The sequence below is a fragment of the Kitasatospora sp. SC0581 genome (assembly GCF_048159585.1).
Classification (GTDB): Bacteria; Actinomycetota; Actinomycetes; order Streptomycetales; family Streptomycetaceae; genus Kitasatospora.
In genome coordinates, this window is record NZ_JBLRWA010000011.1 from 1 (window position 1) to 19739 (window position 19739).

General features: G+C 72.7%; 18 protein-coding genes. 3 read left to right on the plus strand and 15 right to left on the minus strand.

Annotated elements, in window-relative coordinates:
- Positions 1-1351: 1351 nt before the first annotated feature.
- Positions 1352-2779: an MFS transporter gene (locus tag ACLWS4_RS18875; protein WP_416874694.1), complete on the minus strand. Its 1428-nt coding sequence runs from the start codon at positions 2777-2779 to the stop codon at positions 1352-1354.
- A 65-nt stretch (positions 2780-2844) separates the two neighbouring features.
- Between ACLWS4_RS18875 and ACLWS4_RS18880 the strand changes: the two genes are divergently transcribed.
- Positions 2845-3231, plus strand: coding sequence for a winged helix-turn-helix transcriptional regulator (locus tag ACLWS4_RS18880; protein WP_416874695.1), 387 nt, complete (start codon positions 2845-2847; stop codon positions 3229-3231).
- 21 nt (positions 3232-3252) lie between these two features.
- On the opposite strand, the gene ACLWS4_RS18885 is transcribed toward ACLWS4_RS18880, so the two are convergent.
- Complete coding sequence (locus ACLWS4_RS18885) at positions 3253-4470, minus strand: alpha/beta hydrolase family protein (RefSeq protein ID WP_416874696.1); 1218 nt, start codon at positions 4468-4470, stop codon at positions 3253-3255.
- Between the two features lie 106 nt (positions 4471-4576).
- Between ACLWS4_RS18885 and ACLWS4_RS18890 the strand changes: the two genes are divergently transcribed.
- Positions 4577-5227 (plus strand): TetR-like C-terminal domain-containing protein, encoded by a 651-nt coding sequence (locus ACLWS4_RS18890; protein WP_117486827.1) that lies wholly within the window; start codon positions 4577-4579, stop codon positions 5225-5227.
- 48 nt (positions 5228-5275) lie between these two features.
- Here ACLWS4_RS18890 and ACLWS4_RS18895 read toward each other — a convergent pair whose 3' ends face one another.
- The 5 genes from ACLWS4_RS18895 to ACLWS4_RS18915 all read right to left on the minus strand — a co-directional run bounded on the left by ACLWS4_RS18895 (position 5276) and on the right by ACLWS4_RS18915 (position 9570).
- Complete coding sequence (locus ACLWS4_RS18895; protein ID WP_416874697.1) at positions 5276-5902, minus strand: DUF6879 family protein; 627 nt, start codon at positions 5900-5902, stop codon at positions 5276-5278.
- Complete coding sequence (locus ACLWS4_RS18900; protein ID WP_416874698.1) at positions 5895-6164, minus strand: hypothetical protein; 270 nt, start codon at positions 6162-6164, stop codon at positions 5895-5897. Before ACLWS4_RS18900 ends, ACLWS4_RS18895 begins: the two co-directional genes overlap by 8 nt.
- A 177-nt stretch (positions 6165-6341) precedes the next feature.
- On the minus strand, positions 6342-6998 hold the full coding sequence (locus tag ACLWS4_RS18905; protein WP_049650944.1) for a LuxR C-terminal-related transcriptional regulator: 657 nt from the start codon (positions 6996-6998) through the stop codon (positions 6342-6344).
- A complete protein-coding gene (locus ACLWS4_RS18910; protein WP_416874699.1) occupies positions 6962-8308 on the minus strand; it encodes a histidine kinase in 1347 nt (448 codons plus the stop codon). The genes ACLWS4_RS18905 and ACLWS4_RS18910 overlap by 37 nt, the downstream gene beginning before the upstream one ends.
- Before the next feature lie 674 nt (positions 8309-8982).
- Entirely contained in the window at positions 8983-9570 is a 588-nt protein-coding gene (locus tag ACLWS4_RS18915) for a restriction endonuclease (RefSeq protein WP_074005940.1), read from the minus strand.
- 412 nt (positions 9571-9982) lie between these two features.
- Here ACLWS4_RS18915 and ACLWS4_RS18920 point away from each other — a divergent pair, with 412 nt between their 5' ends.
- Positions 9983-10423: a hypothetical protein gene (locus ACLWS4_RS18920; protein WP_416874700.1), complete on the plus strand. Its 441-nt coding sequence runs from the start codon at positions 9983-9985 to the stop codon at positions 10421-10423.
- A gap of 48 nt (positions 10424-10471) precedes the next feature.
- On the opposite strand, the gene ACLWS4_RS18925 is transcribed toward ACLWS4_RS18920, so the two are convergent.
- The 8 genes from ACLWS4_RS18925 to ACLWS4_RS18960 all read right to left on the minus strand — a co-directional run bounded on the left by ACLWS4_RS18925 (position 10472) and on the right by ACLWS4_RS18960 (position 19517).
- Positions 10472-10912 carry an SRPBCC family protein gene (locus ACLWS4_RS18925; RefSeq protein WP_416874701.1) on the minus strand — a complete coding sequence of 147 codons (441 nt, stop codon included), beginning with the start codon at positions 10910-10912 and terminating at the stop codon, positions 10472-10474.
- Positions 10913-11038: 126 nt separating this feature from the next.
- A complete protein-coding gene (locus tag ACLWS4_RS18930; RefSeq protein WP_241853195.1) occupies positions 11039-11968 on the minus strand; it encodes a DUF5133 domain-containing protein in 930 nt (309 codons plus the stop codon).
- Positions 11969-12068: 100 nt separating this feature from the next.
- Positions 12069-13028, minus strand: coding sequence for a SigB/SigF/SigG family RNA polymerase sigma factor (locus ACLWS4_RS18935; RefSeq protein WP_416874702.1), 960 nt, complete (start codon positions 13026-13028; stop codon positions 12069-12071).
- A gap of 264 nt (positions 13029-13292) precedes the next feature.
- Complete coding sequence (locus ACLWS4_RS18940) at positions 13293-15035, minus strand: multicopper oxidase family protein (RefSeq protein WP_416874703.1); 1743 nt, start codon at positions 15033-15035, stop codon at positions 13293-13295.
- An 83-nt stretch (positions 15036-15118) separates the two neighbouring features.
- Complete coding sequence (locus ACLWS4_RS18945; RefSeq protein ID WP_380741019.1) at positions 15119-16345, minus strand: ABC transporter ATP-binding protein; 1227 nt, start codon at positions 16343-16345, stop codon at positions 15119-15121.
- Between the two features lie 75 nt (positions 16346-16420).
- Positions 16421-17254, minus strand: coding sequence for a carbohydrate ABC transporter permease (locus ACLWS4_RS18950; RefSeq protein ID WP_375875480.1), 834 nt, complete (start codon positions 17252-17254; stop codon positions 16421-16423).
- On the minus strand, positions 17251-18102 hold the full coding sequence (locus ACLWS4_RS18955) for a carbohydrate ABC transporter permease (protein ID WP_416874794.1): 852 nt from the start codon (positions 18100-18102) through the stop codon (positions 17251-17253). Before ACLWS4_RS18955 ends, ACLWS4_RS18950 begins: the two co-directional genes overlap by 4 nt.
- Positions 18103-18239: 137 nt before the next feature.
- On the minus strand, positions 18240-19517 hold the full coding sequence (locus ACLWS4_RS18960; protein ID WP_416874704.1) for an ABC transporter substrate-binding protein: 1278 nt from the start codon (positions 19515-19517) through the stop codon (positions 18240-18242).
- Positions 19518-19739: the final 222 nt, after the last annotated feature.

The window sequence follows — 19739 nt, forward strand, 5'->3', positions numbered from 1 at the left end:
TCTACGACCTGACGGCCCCCACCTCCTGACCGGGGGGCCGCGACCCCGGAGGGGGGGGGGGGGGGGGCCCGCGGCCCCCCCCCCCCCCCCCCCCCCCCCCCCCCCCCCATCACCCCACCGATCACCCGGGTCGCCACGCTCGCACCGAATGCGAGCGCGGCCTTCACGAGACCCGTGATGAAGCTGTGGCGCTCCCGAGCCTGCTCCAACTCGGTCCTGGCCCTGGCCTCGGTCACGAGATCGCGAACCGCATCGGCGAGGGGATCGAACCGCCGGTCCATCCCACTGCATTCCGCCCGACCCTCACTGTTGTGGCGAGTGTTCAAGCGGACCTCCCTTCCCCGAGACGCTGATCCCGGACCCTCCGGACGTCTCGCAAGTCCGCCCGGCGGGAGAAGGGCGTTGTTTCGAGATTCACCCTATAGGCCTTGGAAGATCACCACTGGGCCAGCGAAGCCTCTGGTCCGCACTCCCAAAGCGCTTGATGATCAATCAGCCCCCTGGGAGTACGGCAGCGGGCGAAAATCTCCGCGCCGACCAGCCATGGAAACCATCAGATCGCACTCGCACGACAGTTGTTCCCCTTGCCATCCTCGCAATGCTTGCCATGCATGATGACTACAGGCGTTCTGGACTCTGAGATCATTTCTCCGCCGCAGTCAATCCTGCTCCACCGCACTCACCCATCTGCTGCCGCACAGATTGACGATGTCGCGCGAGAGCTTCAGATCATCATTTGATACTGCAATAGCAGCATCTCACTCAATATGGCTTTCCCATAGAATCAGCCGTCGCCGAGGCGAACCACTCATGGGAAGCCCATGCCGACTCGTTTCCCGCGCATTCGCGGGGTTACCCGACTACTGGCGCTTGAACGCTGCAGGTTGGACCACTTCTCCCCGCCACCGGCGGGGGCAGCCGGATGTCCCGGGCGACCCGGGACATCCGCACCCGCCCTACGGGACCGCCGCCTCAGGCGGTCAACGCGCCTGCGACACACCAGGCTGGGCGGTTTGTGTTGCGGAAGTCGTCGGCGACGAGTTGGTTGTACTGACCGAGGGACCTGGACTACCCGTCGATGACAGGGCGATCAGCACCAGGATCCCCAGCATCGCCACCAAAGCACCCCCACCACCTCCTACCACCGCTGCCGCGGATGGCGCCGCCACACCCCCGCCAGGTCGGGCATGCGGCGACGCACCCCGGATCCGTCGGCTGTGGGGCCGCACGAACGTCCCATCGGCACGGTAGTGGCCGCGAACCGGAACTGTCTTGACCATGTAGCCCCCAGGAGGGTTGTGTGGATGCTCTCCGCTCATGGGCAAGTACAGCAGCGGCCACTGACAATCAGTCAATTCTCTGCGCCTCGCCCGCCAGAGTGGCGAACACCGACCAAGACGGTGACCAGCCCCGCGAGCGCCATGCCCGCAGCGGCGAGGAACGCGTACCGGTAGCCGGCCGGCAGGTCGTCGCCGGCCGTGCCGGCGACGGTGGAGAGGACGGCGAGGCCGAGGCCGCCGCCGATCTGCAGAGCAGTGTTGAACATGGCGCCGGCCAGGGCCTGTTCGTCGGCTCCGACTCCGGAGAGTGCGGTGATGTTCGCCGACACGAAGGTTTGCGAAAGGCCGACGATGAGGACGAGCAGGAGCGGGAGGACGACGGTCCAGTAGCCCGCTCCCGGGCCCACCAGGGAGAACAGCGCCAGGCCGGTCGTGTAGCAGCTCAGGCCGAACAGCATGAGCCGGCGCGCGCCGACCCGTGGGACCAGGCGTCCAGCGACCAGCGGCAGGAGCGTTCCGCCGACAGCCAGCGGGAGGAAGGCCACGCCCGTACCGAGCGGGCTGTAGCCGAGGACGTTCTGCAGCAGCAATGCGGCGAAGTAGTTCACCCCGACCCATCCCGCGTACATGAGCACGGCCACCGTCAGGGCCGCGGCCAGGTCGGGCCGCTTCCAGGCCGTCGGCGGGACCAGCGGCTCGGCCGCGCGCCGCTGCCAGCGCGCGAAACCGCCGAGGCTGCCCACCGCCACGACGGCGCTCGCCCAGCCGGTGCCGTCCGCCGCGTCCCCGCCGAGCCGCGTCAGGGCGAAGGAGAGCCCCAGCAGTCCGACGGTGACCAGGGCCGCGCCGGGCATGTCGAGGCCTCCGCGGGCGCGGTCCGCCGGGTCGTCGGCCGGGATGAGGAGCAGCACCCCGACGACGAGCACAGCCACGACCAGGACGTTCAGGGCGAACATCGCCCGCCAGCCGATCGACCCCGCGAGCGCGCCACCGACGACCAGCCCGAAGGCGAGGCCGACGCCGCCCATGGCCCCGAACGCCCCCAGCGCCCGCGACCGTCCCGGCTCCTCACGCCACAGCGCCCCGATCAGCCCGAGCGCGGCCGACACCGTCACCGCCGCGCCGGCGCCCTGGACCGCGCGGGCGGCCACGACCAGCAGCAAGGGGGCGGCCGTCCACACCACGGCGGAGGCGAGGGCGAACACCGTCATCCCGTAGAGCAGAGCCCGCCGCCGCCCCCACAAGTCGGCGGCCCGCCCGGCCACCAGCAGGAATCCGGCGAACACCAGGGAGTAGGCCGTCACCACCCAGGAGAGCCGCTCCGGGGACGCGCCCCAGTCCCGCGCCATCTCCGGCAGCGCCATGTTGACCGACGAGAGATTCATGATGTCGAGGGCCTGGGCGGTGCACAGGATGGCCAGCACGGCACCGGAGTTCCGCGCCCGCGCCGTCCGGCGGAGCTGGTGGGCAGGGGATGTCCCGGATCGGATCGTCGTCATGCGCCAAGTCTCCGAAGCGGGGAACCAGCCCGGAAGTATGCACAACAAAGTGCCATACTCTCCTGATGGATAGTGTCACCCCGGGGCGGGCCGTCGACGGCGTCGCACGGACGCAGTTGGAGCAGGGCTGCACCACACGCCGGGTCTTCGACCTGATCGCGGACAAGTGGATGCTCTCCATCCTCTGCGCCCTGTCCGAAGGGACCGCCCGCTACAACGCCCTGCAACGGTCGGTGGTCGGGATCACCCCCAAGGTCCTTACCCAGCACCTCCGTTCGCTGGAGAGCGACGGCCTGCTGACCCGCACCGTCTTCCCGGTCATCCCCCCGCACGTCGAGTACGAGCTCACCGGCCTCGGACGGTCCCTCAGGCAGGCGCTCCAGCCGCTCCTGACGTGGGGCGAGTCCCACCTCGACGAGGTCGACCAGGCCCGGAGCGCCCACCAGCGGTGACAGCCTCCGGCCCGACCCCCGTCAGCTCGCGGGCCGGGCGGCCCCGGCCAGGGTGGTGTCCAGCCAGTCGAAGGCCACCTGGTGGAGGCGGAACATGGCGCCCATGTGGCAGTGCTCGCCCGCGCCCTCGGCCTCGGGCAGGGTGACGAGCGTGTGCGGGCAGGTCAGCGCGGCCTGGACCTCCTGGGGCTGGCCACGGAAGAACTGGTCGTTCTCGGCGTCCAGGACGAGGGTGGGGCAGTCGATGAGCCGGGCGACGCCGTCGAGGGTGTAGTCGGCGGTACGGCGGATATAGTCCGCCACCGACGCGGCGCCGAACGTCCACACCCCGTTGCGCAGCGCCCAGCGCACCTGGGTGCTCACCTGCATGAACAGGCCCATGACGGGCTCCACGAGGTCGTCCCGGCCGGCCTCGATCCACTCGCGCAGGAACGGCGGCAGGAACCGGTCGTGGGCCTCCCGGTAGTTGTAGACGCCGTCGTCCAACACCAGGGCGGCCAGGCGGTGTTCGTGGGCGGCGGCGCGGGCGGCCAGGTAGCCGCCGAGGCTGTACCCGAACAGCACCAGCCCGTCGGCGGCGATCTCGGGGCGGGTCAGCGCGTAGTCGACCACCGGGGTCACCACGGCCTCCCAGTCCGGCCGGAAGACCAGCTGCTGCTCGCGCAGCACCGCGCCCTGGCCCGGCCCGTCGTAGGCGAGGACGTTGTAGCCGCGGCGCAGCGCGGCCGCGGCGACGGCGAAGTACGCCTCCTCCAGCGTCGAGTCGAAGCCGCTGGTGAACAGGACGGTGGGGCGCCGGGCGCCGGAGTCGTCGACGAGGAACAGGTAGCCGGGCAGGTGCGTGCCCTCGTAGGGAATGGCCACGGCCTCGACGGGGGTGTCCATCAGGGCCGCCGCCGCGGCGAAGGCCTCCCGGGAGAGGGCGGACAGGCCCTTGGCCTCGGGGTCGTTCGCGGGGTCGTCGCGGCGGTAGAACTCGGCGGTGCGGTAGTAGTTCGACGCGCGCAGCAGGGCCTCGCGGGCGCTGACCCGGTGCCCGGCCGCCAGAGCGCGGCTGCCGATGCCGTGGACGCGCTCCGCGGTGGCCTTCCACTCGCGCAGCCAGGCCTCCTCGTCGCCCTCGCCGATGTTCCGGGCGGTGGCCACGACCTCGCCCAGGTCGGCGCCGCCGTAGTCGGCGAATCCGGCCGCCCGAAGCGTCTCAAAGGAGAACGACTCGTCCTCGAAGAGGAATCGCATGGTGCACTCCCGGGGTCTTGGCGAGACGGAACCGTTCCGTCTCGTCTATGACGCTAGCCCTCACCCAGTCGAGACGCAAGCGTTCCGCCTGATGTAGGTTCGGGGCATGCCCAGCACCCCCGCGCCCCGGCCGGCCTCCGACACCTCCGCGGCCCCCGACGCCGCCACGCCCCCCGCACGCCGGACGCCCGGCGGGCCGGTGCTCCAAGACTCCGTGACCGAGGCGATCGCGGCCGCCTTCTTCGAGGAACTGGCGGCCGTCGGCTACGCCCGGCTCTCCCTGGAGACGGTCGCCAAGCGGGCCGGTGCGGGCAAGGCCGCCATCTACCGCCGCTGGCCGTCCAAGCTCGACATGACCGTCGCCCTGATCCGCGCCGTCGCCGTGGACGCCTCCGAGATCAAGGACACCGGCACCCTGCGCGGCGACGTCCTCGCCTTCCTCGCCGCGACCGCGGACGCGCTGCGCCACCCGCTCCCGGCGAAGATCATCCCCGACCTGCTCGCCGAAGCCGTCCGCACCCCCGAACTCGCGCAGGTACTGCTGACCGCCGTCCGCGACCCCCGCCGCAGCAAGGCCACGGACCTACTGGAACGAGCGGTCGACCGCGGCGAACTCCCCGCCGACCTCGACCGCGAACTCGCCCTCGACCTCCTCGCCGGCCCGCTGTACTGGCGCCTCGCCGTCGTCCACACGGCGACCGCCCCCGACTACCTCGACCGCCTCACCGACAAGCTCCTCGCCGCCTTCGCCGCCTGACGGCCGAGCCACCGCCGAGGCGCTCGCACACCAGACCCGCACCGGCCTTCACCAACCCCCGAACCGCCCGCGGCCGTGTACGGCTTCACGTTCGAAGTACGCCAGAACGTCTTCGCCCACCCGGTGGAGATCCGCGAGATATCCCTCCCACCGGAGGACGAGATCGGGATCGGTGTACCTGATCGCACCGGCCGGAATTCCCGCCTCCGAATACCGCACCTGATAGAGCGTACGTCCACCGAGAACGACGATTTCCGGCAGCTGTCCGAATTCCTCGGAATCGGCCAGTTCCGCGGCATCGACCATACGGACGCGCTCCCCGCATTCGGCTCGGATCCGCAGCGAGTGCAGCTGCCAGCGCAGGTAGTCCGTCCACGGCCGCTCGACCACCCGCACCCGGTGGAAGAAGGACCGCCGCGCCGCGTCCTCCCGCCCGATCGCGAGCAGCGCCGGGCGCCGCTCCTCCAGGAGTCGCAGCGCCTCGCCCCAGTCTCCGCGCCGGGCGGCCTCCCAGCTCGGACTGCCCTGCTCCTCGAAGTACTGGCGTCGCTCCAACTTCCATGAGTCCCGGCCGCGGATCAGCGCGTCCCGCTCGCGGAAGTCACGCTTGTAGTCGTCCCGGGCGAGGAGCTCGCCCCACTCGGGCCGCAGCTCGGGGGCGTTCCGATCAGGCATCCGGGATGTCCGCCTTCGCCGTGCTCACCATGAGGCCGGGGATGACGACGAGCCGCTCACCCGGGCCCAGGACGACGCCTTCGGGGAGCCGCCCGCGGTAGCTCTCCGTGAGATCGCGACCGATGACGGCGACATCGCCGTTCGAGAGCTGCCAGATGTCCGGGCATTCGTCCTTTCCGTCGGACGATCCCAGTTCTTTGGCGGATTTCCCGAGGCGTTTCTGCAACGAAGCGGAAGGGTCGGCTTCCCATCGGCGAGCCATGCCTGCCCCCATTGGTATTGCTCTCGGCGCGGAACCATGGTTGCCGCATCTTACACCTGATGGGGAGTCGGGAGAATGTTCAGTACATTCGCCATGTACTCCTAAATGACCACCATCGCGGGCACATCGGTCCCCTGTGCGACAGAGACTCCGGGCACGTGGGCGTCGCACGTCGCCTCAGGGCGTGCGCGTCCCGTCGAGGTAGGCGAGGACGGCGAGGACGCGGCGGTTGTCGTCGTCGGAGGCGCCGAGGTTGAGCTTGGCGAAGATGTTGGAGGTGTGCTTGCTGACGGCGCCCTCGCTGAAGTGCAGCCGTTGGGCGATGGCGGCGTTGGAGCGGCCTTCGGCCATCATGGCGAGGACGTCGCGTTCGCGCGGGGTGAGGAGGGCGAGGGGCTGGTCGTCGGCGTTGCGGGCGAGGAGGCGGGAGATGACCTGGGGGTCCATGACGGTGCCGCCGGCGGCGACGGTGTGGACGGCGTCGACGAACTGGTCGGCCTTGGAGACGCGGTCCTTGAGGAGGTAGCCGACGCCACCGGTGCCGTCGGCGATCAGCTCCCGGGCGTAGAGCTGTTCGACGTGCTGGGAGAGGACGAGGACCGGCAGGCCGGGCCGTTCGCGGCGGGCGGCGAGCGCGACCTGGAGGCCCTCGTCGGTGTACGTGGGGGGCAGGCGGACGTCGACCACCGCGATGTCGGGGCGGTGTTCGGCGATGGCGGCGGCCAGTTCGGGGCCGCTCTCCACCGCTGCGACGATCTCGTGCCCGTGGGCACTGAGCAGCAGGGAGAGGCCGTCCCTCAGCAGGACGAGGTCCTCGGCGAGGACAACACGCACGGTAGCTCCATGATCAGCCTGGTCGGACCCCCCGGGGGGCTGGTCAGCGTGAGCGTACCGTCGAACGCGGCCAGTCTGCGCCGGATGCCCCGCAGGCCGCTGCCCCCGTCGGGGTCGGCGCCGCCGCGGCCGTCGTCGGTGACTTCGGCGCGGAGCAGTCCGGCGGCGTGGGTGAGGTGCACGGTGGCGTGCCGGGCTTCGCCGTGCTTGACGGCGTTGGTGAGCGCCTCGCTGACGGCGAAGTAGACCGCCGACTCCACCGGCGCCTCGGCCCGTCCGGGCAGTTCGGCCCGGACCTCGACCTTCAGCGGGACGTCCAGTGCCAGCGCCCGTACGCCTTCGACGAGGCCGCGTTCGGCGAGCACCGGCGGGTGGATGCCGCGGACCAGGTCGCGCAGTTCCTGGAGCGCCTGGGTGACGTTCTCCTGGGCGTCCGTCGCCACCTGCTTCGCCTGGCCCGGATCGCGGTCGACCAGTGCCGCGACCGCGCCGAGGCGCAGGCTCACCGCGACCAGTCGGGCCTGCGCGCCGTCGTGCAGGTCCCGTTCGATCCGGCGCAGTTCGGCGGCCTGGGCCTCGGTGGCGTCCAGCCGGATCTCGGTGAGCTGCTCGACCCGCCGGGCGAGCCGGGAGCGTTCGGTGGGGCCGAGGAGGGCTCGGGTCCACCGGCCGTGCAGGCGCAGCGCGGGCCGGGCGAGGGCGAGTCCGGCGGCGATCGACACCGGGCCGAGGAGGCCGAGGAGCAGCGCGACCGGGCCGCCGAACGGCAGGTCGTACGGCAACGGCGCCTGGACCACCCCGTACAGGCCGGCGCCGACCAGCAGCACGGGCGCGGCCGCGATGCCGCCGCCGACCAGCGGGTCGGCGAGCACCCAGAGGACGTCGCGCCAGGTCGCCGGGTCGGTCCAGAGCCAGCGGACGTCGAGGGACATGCCCGCGAACCAGCGGTTCCGGTGGTAGTCGTGGCCGGTCCAGTACCAGCCGTGGAGGGTGCGTTCCAGGGCCGGGCGCGGCCGGTACGGCGGCGGTACGGGCACCTGCGACCAGTGGCCGGCCGCCCACCGGGCGGCTCCGGCGGCGGAGCGGACCATCCGGGTGGCGGTCGGGAAGAACGGGAAGATCCCGAGGCAGCCCCAGATCACGAACGACAGCAGGAAGGCCGCCGTCAGCCCCACCCCGACCGGTATCAGCAGCGTGAAGGCGGCGAGCCGCCCGAGCGCCCGCACGGCGCCGCGCAGCTCGCGGGCGGCGCCGCGGCCCGGTTCGGCGGTGTCCGGCTCACGGGCGGCTGGGGTCTGCGGGCTGCTCACGGGGCCTCCGGTCGGATTCGGTCGTACGGGCCGTTCATGATCGCAGCCGTCCGCTCGGACGTCCCCCCGGGCACCACCCCCCGCTGACCGCGAGTCAGCCGGCACACCCCCAGCACGAACCCGACCGCCACCGGCAGGTACCGGGCCAGGAACCAGCTCCGATTGGCCGGCGCGAAGACCGACCTCCCAGCGCCACCGCGCCCCGAACCGCTTGCGCAACCCCGACAGCTGCAACACCGGACCCCCCGCTCCGCGCGCACCGTTCCGTACACCTCGCCCTCCCCGCATCACCACGCCCGCCCGCAACCTCGGACGGCACGCGATCAACGCTACGGACGGCGGCGCGACGGCAGAATCCACCTGCACCCCGGCCAGGGGTGGGGCTGGCCCCATCCCGCCCCCAGCCCGCCGCCGACGCTGAGGACCACTCAACGGCGAAACGGGCTTGGCCTGATCAAGGAAAGCGCGACTGAATCGAAGCTCGCGGCCGCCGACACCTCTGAGCACAGTTCGACGTCTGGTCCCTCAGCGGGATCTCGCCTCGCCCCCCGAGGGAGCTCCGTCAGGGATGGTCCGGGTCGGTGACGAACTCACGGTCCTCGTCAGCGAGGTCGACCGGCAGCGCCGCCGCCTCCCGCTCTCCCCGGCAGGCCTCGAACGCGGGAGCCGGTGGCTCACACCCAGGGTGCCCCGCCCCGCCCGTCCGCCCACAGGGCGAGCGCCCGCTGGTCGACGGCGCGGATGCCGACCTGGGCGCAGAACGCGGCGGCGGCCTTGGTGAAGGAACTGGTCGTCACCACGGCGGCCAGGTCGCAGTGGTGCACATCGCGGTAGGTGCCGTTGACCTTCTGGACGTCCTGGGAGCCGACGAACGTCCTCGGCCCGTACCGCTTGGCCTGGATGAGGATGCGCTGCCCGGCGGGGGTGGTGGCGAGGACGTCCGCCGCGAGGTCGCCGGCCCCGCCGACCACCTTCACCTTCGTGCAGCCGTCCCGGCGGCACAGGTCGGCCAGCGCGTGCTCGAAGGCCTTCGGGGTCATCGCCAGGAACGGCCCGATGTGCCGCAGTCGGGCGGTCCGCGCGTCCAGTTCCCGCTGCCGGGCCCGCACCCGCGAGCGCAGCACGGCGGCGCCCGCTCCCGCGCCGACGATGAGGAACGCGGCGACCAGCAGCAGGTGTTGGGCCAGCCACTGGACCACCATCGTGCCCAGCACGACCGCGACCAGCGCGGCCGCCCCCAGCAGCGGCGTGTTCTGCTTCAACCGGCGGGCGACGGTCGACCGACGTCGCCGAACAGGCCTACGGGCCACGGCACTCCCCCTCACGCCACGGTGTCCGGACGAGCCTAGGAGCAGCCGTCGCCGCACGCCCGCGATCCGGACGAACTCCTGCGCCTGGGCGGCCGAGTTGACCGGATTTCGGCATCGGCGGCCGAACCGTCCCCTTCAGTGGCTGCCCCCGTGCCTGCGGGGAGGACGCCCTCCGACCTGCACCGCACTACAGCCTTTGCCATTTCTTGACTATGCTGCGGTGCCGAGGCCGCCGGGTCGGGCGGCGTCATGGGACGTGCCCGTCGCGCGGTCGTGCCATGCCTCCAGTGGCGATGGACCGCTGCGGTTCGGGCTCCCCGGGCGTCGCAGTACAGAACACCGAACTCCCGGAAGGCTCCCCACCATGACCGCTCTCTCCTGGCTGTCGCGGGCTGCGACGACCGTGCTGCTGATCCTGGAGACGGTAGCGGTGGTGATGTTCTTCTGCATCGCGGTCCCGTTGTTCTACAACGGGATCGGGTTCGAGGACGAGGTGGCGCCGAAGCCGCAGTGGGTGCCGTACGTGATGGGGGCCGCCGGGTTCGCGATGGCCGGGATCAACGCGTTGGCGGTGCGCGGGGTCTGGCGCCCGCGGCCCGGCTGGAGGCTCCTGGCGGCGACGGCCGGGGTGCAGGTGCTGCTGCTGGCGTTCACCGCGCTGTCAGGCGAGTACCTGTTCGGGATCTTCGCGGCGGCGGCGCTGCCCGCGCTGGGCTCGGTGGCCGCGTTCGCGCACTGGAGCGGCCTCCGCCGAGCCGACGCGAGGGCCGACGCGGGAACCGACGCGATGGCCGACGCGGGCTGACGGGGCCGCCGCGGGCCGACGGAAGCCGCACGGGCCGACGGAGCCGGCTCACCCCGCCCCGCCCCTCCCCCGCGCGCGTTCCTCGACGTACTCCTTGAACCGCCTCAGGTCCCCTTTCACCCGCCGGTCGACCTCGCCCCGGACGTCGGAGGCCTGCTCCCCCGGGCCCGCGGGCCGGAGGTCGACGGCGAGGGTGACCCGGGTGTGGCCCGGGTCGAGCCGCCGGAAGGTCACCACCTCCTTCCGCTCGGCCTCGCCGTCCATGCCCCGCCAGGCGATCAGCTCCTCCGGTTCCTGGTCGACGATCTCGGTGTCGAACTCGCGGGTGACGCCGTCGATGCTGGTCTGCCAGTGGTTGTGGCGGCTGTCGAGCCGGCTCACCGAGTCGACGCCCTCCATGAAGCGCGGGAACTCCTCGGCGAGCGTCCACTGGTTGTAGGCGGCGTGCAGGGGGACGGCCACGTCCACGGATTCCTTCACCATGCTCATGACGACCTCCTCGTACGGCGCGGCCGGGGCCTTCCCGCCCGTCTGCGCGCGCCCGTCCGCACGCCTTCCGCCCCCCTTCCTGTACGCCTGCCCGTCCGGCACCGGCGCAACCGTCCCGCGCCCGCGCTACGAGCCGCCCCGCTCGCCGGGCGCGGTGCGCGGCCGGTCGCCGTCGGCGAGGTGCCGGGCCACCGTGGCGAGGTCGGTGCCCAGTCGCTGGGCGGCTCCGACCAGCAGGCTCAGCGCGGCGTGCGGGGTGACGTCGAACCGCTCGGCGGTGAGGCCGATGGCCAGGCCGGTGGCGTGCCGGCGGTCGAGCAGGTCGGCCACGGCCCGGGACAGCGCGAAGCGGTCGAGGGCGGCCGACGCCTGGAGGGCGAGCACCTCCACCAGCCCGAGGGCCGGCGTGCCGGGGTCGACCGGGGTGCGCAGGTAGGCGCTGAACACGGTGCAGCCGTGCGGGTGGGTGCGCAGGTGCGCGCCGGCCACGGCCCGTACGCCGCAGCGCCGGGCGCGGTCGGCGAACCGGTCCGGCCGTCCGGGGTCGAGCCGGACGACGATCTGGCCCTCGCCCTGGCGGCGGAGCCGGGGCAGCGGGCCGGCGTCCGCCCCGCTCTGGGCGCGTTCGAGGGCCAGCAGGTAGGACGGGGTCGCCGCGAAGGTCTCGACCGAGCCGTCGTCGTGCCAGGTGCTCACGGCGGCGCCCACGCAGTCCGGGACGGTGACCCTGGTCAGCTGCACCACGTCGTGCAGGCTGGGGAGGGGCGCGGCCCGTACCCGCTCGCGGGCCGCGAGGTCGCCGAGTTCGGCGAGGAGCGCCGCCCTGGCCCGGTCGGTCGCCGGGGCTCCGGCCGCCGCCCCGCCGCCGTCGGCCGGGCCCTGACGGGCCAGCAGCATGCGGGCCCGGGCGACCGCGCGGACGGCGTCGGCCTCGCCCGTGTAGATGCCGATCGTGTAGCAGACGTCGCGCAACCGCTGCCGGGCCTCCGGCGAGCTCGACGGGGACAGGGCCTCGTACTCCGCGACCAGTCGGCCGAGGGCAGCGACATCCACCATGGGCATGAGCACCTCCGTGTGTTTACGGAAAGTATGCGCCGATCACGCAGCGAAACCGCACCCCGGGTCCCCACCCCGCACGTCGGCCCGCCCGACCGCCTCAGCCGCCGCCCTCGCGCCCACCCTCGGCACCGCCCTCGCCCCCGACCCCGGAAGCGACGGCCTCCGGCTCCCCATCACCCCACCCGGGCGCGTCCCGGTCCTCCAGTTCCTCGCGCAGCCAGGCCAGGGTGGCACTGAGCAGCCGGGAGACGTGCATCTGGGAGACGCCGATCCGGTCCGCTATCCGGGACTGGGTGCACTCGTCCCAGAACCGCAGCTTGAGGACGGTCTGCTCGCGCTCCGGCAACCGGGCCAGCAGCGGGCGGACGGCGGTGCGGAAGTCGGCGAGTTCGATGCCGGGGTCGCAGCCGCCGAGCCGGTCGAGCAGGGCGCTGCCGGTCTCGTCGGTGTCCTGGTCGCGCAGCGCGTCCAGGGAGTTGGGGCGGTAGACCCGGCCCGCCAGCAGCCCCTCGGTGGCCTGTTCGACGGTGAGGTGCAGGTCCTCGGCGATCTCCTCGGGCCGTGGCAGCCGGCCGAGCTCCTGCTCCAGGCGGTCGGAGTCGCGGGCGACGGACAGGTACAGCTCCTGCATGCTGCGCGGGACGCGCACCGGCCAGGAGGTGTCGCGGAAGAACCGCTTGATCTCGCCGGTGATGGTGGGGATCGCGTAGGTGACGAACTCGACGCCGCGCCGCGGGTCGTAGCCGTCGACGGCCTTGATCAGGCCGATCGTGCCGACCTGGAGGATGTCCTCCATGTCCTCGGCCCGGTGGCGGAAGCGGGCGGCGATGAAGCGCACCAGCGGCATGTTGAGCTCGATGATCGTGCCGCGGACGTAGCTGTAGGCGCGGGTCTCCCGGACCAGCCCGGCCAGCCGCTCGAACAGCGCGTCGCTCAGCTCCCGCGCCTCGGACTTCCCCATGCGGCGGAGTTCGGCCGCCGTGGGCCGTCGCGGGAGGTCGGGCGGCAGGCCCGAGGGGGCCGCTTCCCAGCCGGCTGTTTCCAGGTGGACGGACACGTGATCGCTCCTGGGCGCCGGGGTGAGCGCCCGGCGCCACGTACGGCCCGCACCTCGTGCGGCGTGTCACGGACTTCTCCCCCGGGACCCGTGCCCGGCCACTGCGGGCGCGGCCCCGGTGGCACCGGCCCCGGCGGCACCGCCCGAGGTGCTGGAGCAGCCGGAATCGCACGGCCGCTGTACGACTGGTCTACCCCGGGATCCGGTTCCGAACGCACGTTCCAGGAGCTTTCCTGCACCGCCGCCGCCGGCGGCCGGCAGCGCTCAGTGATCGAGCGGACGAGGCCGGCCAGGCCACCCCGGCCACCCGGGCTGCTGGGGCCACCCCGGCCATCCGGCCGGCTCCGGCCGTCGCGGCCGGACGTACTCGACCAGCTGCATCATCCCGAGGTCCTCGTGCTGCAGCTGGTGGCAGTGCAGGACGGTGCGGCCGGTGAAGTCCTCGTACTTGACCAGGAGGGTGACGGTGTCGCCCGGCTTGCCGCCGGTCAGGTCGACGGTGTCCTGCCACACCGGCGGGTCGAGCCGTTCGCCGTTGCGGTGGGTGACGAGGACGTGGTTGGTGTGCAGGTGGAAGGGGTGGTGGAAGATCGGCATGGTCTCGTCGGTGTGGATGGTCCACCGTTCGACGGTGCCGAGTTCCAGGGTGTGGTTGACGTACTCGGGGTCGAACAGGCCGTAGGCGGGGTCGCGGGTGAGGTCGCCGCCAGGGTCGGCCGCGGGGGTCGGGTGGCTGCCGAGGACGCGGTAGGCGTTGGGGAACGGCTGGGCGAAGACCTTCGGGTCGACGTGGAAGACCACCCTGCGGTCGCCGCCGGGGTTGGCGATGTCCTTCTCGTCGAGGAACGGCATGCCCTGCGGCAGCGAGGTCGGCAGCTCCATGGGCGGCTGGACGGCCTCCCCCGCCACCTCGATCGTCATCAGCGGGACGGGCACGCCCTTGGCCCGCAGTTCGTACGTCCCGGCCTCGCCGCCCCGGACCAGCACGTCGGCGCGGTTGCCCACACCCAGCGGGACCACCTCGGTGGCGACCGGCGCGGGGAAGGTCACGCCGTCCATGGCGATCTGATGCAGCGTCAACTTCCGTTCCCCGTCGGCGACCTGGAGCGAGAGGGCGGTGAACGCGGTCGCCGCGACCAGGCGCCAGCGCTGGACCTCGCCGGGGCGCAGCACGAGGACGGGGTTGACCTCGCCGTTGACGGTGAAGGTGGGCGGGACGGCGGCCAGGGCGTCGCCGGAGGTGAAGTCGGGGACCCTGCCGCCCTTGAGCCGGAGTTCGTTGATGCAGACGACCAGGTCTGCGGCGGCCTTGATCTGCGGCACCTCGTCGACGTCGCCCTCGATGACGATGACCCCGGCCATCCCTCCGGCGATCTGTTCGGCGGTGGCCCCGTGCGCGTGCGGGTGGTACCAGTACGTCCCGGCCGGATGGTCGGCCGGGATCTGGACGGTGGTCAGGTACCGCGGCTCCGGGGCGCCGGCCGCGGCCTCGTCGGCGGTGCGCGGCGGGAACTCCCGCAGGATGTTGTCGGCACGCCCGGACGGCGAGACGTGCAGGCCGTGGGTGTGCAGGTTGAAGGTGTTCACGCGGTGCGGCCGGTTGTGGCCGCCGTGGTGCGCCGGGCCTGACACCCCCGACATGCCAGACATCCCGGTCGACCCGGCCGGCTCGACCGGGTTCGGCGGCAGCCCGTTGACCTGGGTCAGCCACAGCACGTCCCCGCCGCGCGCCCGCAGGGTCGGCCCGGGGATGGTCCCGTTGTAGGTGCGCGTGGTGACCGTCCCGTAGCCCGGGACGGAGAGCGTCGTGAACCGTACGTCGAGCGCCTGGTCGAGCACCGCCGCCGGCCCGCCGGGGGCCGACCGGGCGCGCCGGACGACGGGCTGCGGGAAGGCGGCGGCCGCCACCGCGGGCCGGGCGAGGATCCCGCCGGAGCCGGCCGCGAGGACGGCTACGGGGACGGCCTTGAGCACCGATCGGCGACTGATTCCGACATTTTCTCCCATAACCGGGCAATGTAAGTCGGGTCCGGTACGGCAACGGTCAGGCACACCGCGCGCCGGCCGGGGGTTGGGCCTTCCGTACCACGCTACGAACGTTCCGGGTGGGTCAGATTGGCCCCGGTGCGGGGGTCGAAGACGTGGATGCGCGCCGTGTCCACCCGCAGGTCCAGCGGGCCGCCCTCGGCGGCCCGGGTGGCGGGGTTCAGCCGGGCGACCACCCGGTGCTCCCGCATGCCGGTGTCGGCCCGGCCCGAGTCGGCGGCGAGTTCGGCCAGCTCGGCCAGTTCGGCGAGTTCCGCCAGTCCGGCGAGGCCGCCGGGGCCCCGGGCCGCCGCCGGTCCGCCCTCCTCCGCGAAGTGGACGTAGACGTCCGAGCCGACCGACTCCCGGACCTCGACGGTCACGGTGACGGTGACCCCGCCGGCGTGCCCCTCGACCAGGGCGGCGTCCTCGAAGTCCTCGGGGCGGATGCCGACCACCAGTTCGCGCGGCGCGTCCGCGCCCTCCAGGGCGCGCCGGGTGCGGTCGTCCAGCGGCAGGTCGCCCAGCGAGGTGCGCAGGGCGCCGTGCTCCAGCGCGGCGCCGAGGAAGTTCATGCCGGGCGAGCCGATGAACCCGGCGACGAAGAGGTTCACCGGCTCGTCGTACAGCTGCTGCGGCGAGCCGACCTGCTGGACGACGCCGGAGCGCATCACCACCACCCGGTCGCCGAGCGTCATCGCCTCGACCTGGTCGTGGGTGACGTAGACGGTGGTGGTGCCCAGGCGGCGCTGGAGGGCGGCGATCTGGGTGCGCATCTGCACCCGGAGCTTGGCGTCCAGGTTGGACAGCGGCTCGTCCATCAGGAAGACCTTGGGATCGCGGACGATCGCCCGGCCCATCGCGACCCGCTGGCGCTGCCCCCCGGAGAGGTGGGCGGGCTTGCGGTCGAGGTGCCGGGTGAGGTCCAGGACGCGGGCGGCCTCCTCGACCTTGGCGGCGATGGTCGCCTTGTCGACCTTGGCCAGGCGCAGCGCGAAGCCCATGTTGTCGCGCACGCTCATGTGCGGGTAGAGGGCGTAGCTCTGGAAGACCATGGCGATGTCGCGGTCCTTGGGCGCGCGGTCGTTGACCACTTCCCCGGCGATCCGCAGGGTGCCCTCGGTGATGTCCTCCAGCCCGGCGATCATGTTGAGCGTGGTGGACTTGCCGCAGCCGGAGGGGCCGACCAGGATCACGAACTCGCCGTCGGCGATGGTGAGGTCGACGTGGCGGACGGCGAGGGCGCCGTCGGGGTAGCGCTTGGTGATGCCGTCGAGGACGATCTCGGCCACGGTCCGCCTTCCTGGCCCGCCGGGTGGGGCGGGCTCTTCCTGGGAAACCCATCCTGGGAAAACTCGATGTCGGGCTCAGCCCTTGACGGCCCCGGCGGTGAGCCCGGCGACGATGCGGCGCTGGAACAGCAGCACGAAGACCACGATCGGGATCGTGATGATCACCGCGGCCGCCGCGATCGAGCCGGTCGGCTGCTCGAACTGGGAGCTCCCGGTGAAGAAGGCGATCGCGGCCGGTACCGTCCGGGCCGAGGTGGTGGAGGTCAGCGAGATCGCGAACAGGAAGTCGTTCCAGCAGAAGATGAAGACCAGGATGCCGGTGGTGAACACCCCCGGCGCCGCCAGCGGCGCGATGACCAGCCGGAACGCCTGCCACGGCGTGGCGCCGTCCACCTTGGCCGCCTTCTCCAGGTCCCAGGGGATCTCCCGGAAGAACGCCGAGAGCGTGTAGATCGCCAGCGGCAGCGAGAAGGTCATGTACGGGATGATCAGCCCGGGCCAGGTGTCGAACAGGCCCAGCGCCCGCTCGATGCCGAACAGTGGCGAGACGAGCGAGATCGGCGGGAACATCGCGATCAGCAGGGACACCCCGATCAGCAGCCGCTTGCCGGGGAAGCGCAGCCGGGCCACCGCGTACGCGGCCATGGTGCCGAGCGCGACGGCGACGGTGGTGGCGATCAGCGCGATGCCGATCGAGTTGACCAGGGCGCGGGTGAACTCCGAGGTCTGGAAGATGCCGCGGTAGTTGGCCAGGGTCCACCGGCGGGGCACGAAGGCGCCGTCGGAGAGGGTGCTCGGGTCCTTGAAGGACAGCGCCACGATCCACCACACCGGGAAGAGCGCGTAGAGCACGACCACCAGGTTGGCGATGCCCCAGCCGGTCAGGGCCCGGGCGGGCCGGCCGCTCATCGCTGCTCCGGTTCCGCGCCGGGCGTGGCCGCGCCGAACAGCTTGACGAAGACCAGCGCGATGAGCGCCACGCAGACGAAGATCAGCACCGAGATCGCCGAGCCGATGCCCAGGTTGAGCGCGGTGAAGAGGTTGTCGTAGCCGAGGATCGACACCGAGCCGGTGCCGTTGGAGCCGCTGGTCAGCACGTAGATGTTGTCGAAGATCCGGAAGGCGTCCAGGGTCCGGAAGAGCAGCGCGACCAGGATCGCGGGCTTCATCAGCGGCAGGATCACCAGCCGCAGCCGCTGCCCGGAGCTCGCGCCGTCCACCATCGCCGCCCGGACCGTCTCGTCCGGGACGAGGGCCAGGCCCGCGAGCAGCAGCAGCGCCATGAACGGGGTGGTCTTCCACACCTCCGCGAGGATGATCAGACCGACGGCCGGCCACTGCTCCGTCAGCGGGGCGCTGCCCTCCGGCAGCAGGGCGGCCAGGTAGCCGGTGCCCGGGGTCCACGCGTACTGCCAGGAGTAGGCCGCGACGACGGTGACGATCCCGTACGGCACCAGCACCGCGGTGCGCACCGTCCCGCGCCCGAAGACCGTGCGGTGCATCACCAGGGCGAGCGCCAGGCCGAGCACCAGCTCGACGGCCACCGACACCGCGGTGATCAGCACCGTGACACCTAGCGCCTGCCACCAGAACGGCGAGGTCAGCACCGCGCCGTAGTTGGCGAGCCCGACCCAGTGCGCCTGGGCCGGGAAGCGCAGGTCGTAGCGCTGTAGGGACAGGTAGACGGCGTAGCCGATCGGGTAGGCGGTGACGGCGAGCATCACGATCACGGCGGGGGCGCACAGCAGCAGGCCCAGCCGGCTCTCCTGGCGGGCGCCGCGCGAGGGCCCGGCCGGTCCCGGGCCGGCGGCGGCCCCGGCCGCGGCCTCGGCGGGCGGTGTCCCGGGAACGGACGGCGTCCCAGGAGCGGGCGGTGGCCCGGGAACGGGCGGTGTCACGGAATCAGCCCCTTCGAACCGAGGGCGTCCCGGATCTGCCCGCGGAGGTCGGCCACGTCCTTCTCCGGGTGGATGCCGGCGGGCGGGGAGAGGGTGTGCGAGATCGCGATGGAGACGTTCTGGTAGGCCGGGGTCTGCGGCCGCACGCTGGCGGAGTCGAGGGCGGCCAGCACGTCGGCGGCGAACGGGTAGCTGGCGGTCAGCTCGGCCGTCTCGTACAGGCTCCGCAGCGAGGGCGGGAGGCCGCCCTTCAGCGCGTTGGTGAGCTGGTTGTCGCGGTCGCGCAGGCAGAGGGTGGCCTCGGCGGCGAGGTCGGGGTGCCGGCTGTAGGCGCCCACCGCGAGGTCGATCCCGCCGATGGTGACGCTGGCGGGGCGGTCGGCGCTCACCGCGGGGTACGGCGCCCAGCGGAAGTGCGGGAACAGCTCCGGCCGGTTGGCCTTCATCGAGGGGTAGACGAAGGGGTAGTTGAGTTCGAAGGCGGCCGTGCCGGACTCCATCGCGAGCCGGTTCTGGTCCTCCATCTGGTTCGACAGCGAGGGGTCGGCGGCCACCGAGGCCGCCAGGTCGCGCATCACCCCGGCGGCCGTGACGGCGGGCGCCCCGAGCGCGGGCCCCTGGGCGTCGGGGGTGAGGATCGAGCCGCCCGCGCTGGTGACCAGCGTGTTGAACCAGACCGTCAGCCCCTCGTACTGGGCGCCCTGGATCTCCACGAGGTGCGGCTTGCCCTCGCGGTCCAGCTCCCGGGCCTGGGAGAGCATCTCCGCCCAGGTGGCGGGCGGGGTCGGCACCAGGTCGTCGCGGTACCAGAGCAGCTGGGTGTTGGAGTTGTACGGCACGGCGTACAGCCGGTCCCGCCAGGTCGCGGTCCGCACCGCCGCGTCGAGGGTGTCGGCGGTGGCCCGCTCGCGCATCGCCCCGGTCCACTCGCGGATCCAGCCGGCCTCGGCGAACTCGGCGGGCCAGGTGACGTCCAGGCCGAGGACGTCCACGCCGGTGTCGTGCGCCGCCATCCGGCGCACCAGCTGCTGGCGCTGGCCGTCGGCGCCGCGCGGCAGCTTGTTGTAGCGGATCGTGTAGCGGCCGCCGGACTGCTGCCCGCAGCGGTCGGCGGCCTGCTGGAGGGCGCCCGAGTCGTCCGGGAAGTTGTACCAGTTCAGGGCGACCGGGCCGCCGCTCCCACCGTCCCCGCAGCCCACCAGGGCGGCGGCGAGCACGGCCAGTCCGGCGGCGGCGCCCGCCCACCGCGAGCGGAACGTGGGGACCCTCGGCATCGTTCTCCCGGGCTGAGAAGGACCGGCTGGGGCGGAGCGGTCGGAACGGCGCGACCGGCACGCGGCGGTTCGGCCGACCCTAGCCCGGCGCCCCCGCCCGGCCCGGGCGTGCCGCGCCGCCGCCCGGCCGACCAGCCGGACGGCGGAACCGGGCCCGTCCCGTCACCCACCGCGACCGGAGACGGCTCCGGGAGGCGCCGGTCCGGGCCGGCGCGGATACTG

Coding starts and splice junctions, on each gene's coding strand:
- ACLWS4_RS18940 (WP_416874703.1), bottom strand. CDS start 15,035: ATGGGAGAAAATGTCGGAATCAGTCGCCGATCGGTGCTCAAGGCCGTC.
- ACLWS4_RS18890 (WP_117486827.1), top strand. CDS start 4,577: ATGCCCAGCACCCCCGCGCCCCGGCCGGCCTCCGACACCTCCGCGGCC.
- ACLWS4_RS18885 (WP_416874696.1), bottom strand. CDS start 4,470: ATGCGATTCCTCTTCGAGGACGAGTCGTTCTCCTTTGAGACGCTTCGG.
- ACLWS4_RS18960 (WP_416874704.1), bottom strand. CDS start 19,517: ATGCCGAGGGTCCCCACGTTCCGCTCGCGGTGGGCGGGCGCCGCCGCC.
- ACLWS4_RS18930 (WP_241853195.1), bottom strand. CDS start 11,968: ATGGTGGATGTCGCTGCCCTCGGCCGACTGGTCGCGGAGTACGAGGCC.
- ACLWS4_RS18875 (WP_416874694.1), bottom strand. CDS start 2,779: ATGACGACGATCCGATCCGGGACATCCCCTGCCCACCAGCTCCGCCGG.
- ACLWS4_RS18880 (WP_416874695.1), top strand. CDS start 2,845: ATGGATAGTGTCACCCCGGGGCGGGCCGTCGACGGCGTCGCACGGACG.
- ACLWS4_RS18900 (WP_416874698.1), bottom strand. CDS start 6,164: ATGGCTCGCCGATGGGAAGCCGACCCTTCCGCTTCGTTGCAGAAACGC.
- ACLWS4_RS18925 (WP_416874701.1), bottom strand. CDS start 10,912: ATGAGCATGGTGAAGGAATCCGTGGACGTGGCCGTCCCCCTGCACGCC.
- ACLWS4_RS18920 (WP_416874700.1), top strand. CDS start 9,983: ATGACCGCTCTCTCCTGGCTGTCGCGGGCTGCGACGACCGTGCTGCTG.
- ACLWS4_RS18950 (WP_375875480.1), bottom strand. CDS start 17,254: ATGAGCGGCCGGCCCGCCCGGGCCCTGACCGGCTGGGGCATCGCCAAC.
- ACLWS4_RS18895 (WP_416874697.1), bottom strand. CDS start 5,902: ATGCCTGATCGGAACGCCCCCGAGCTGCGGCCCGAGTGGGGCGAGCTC.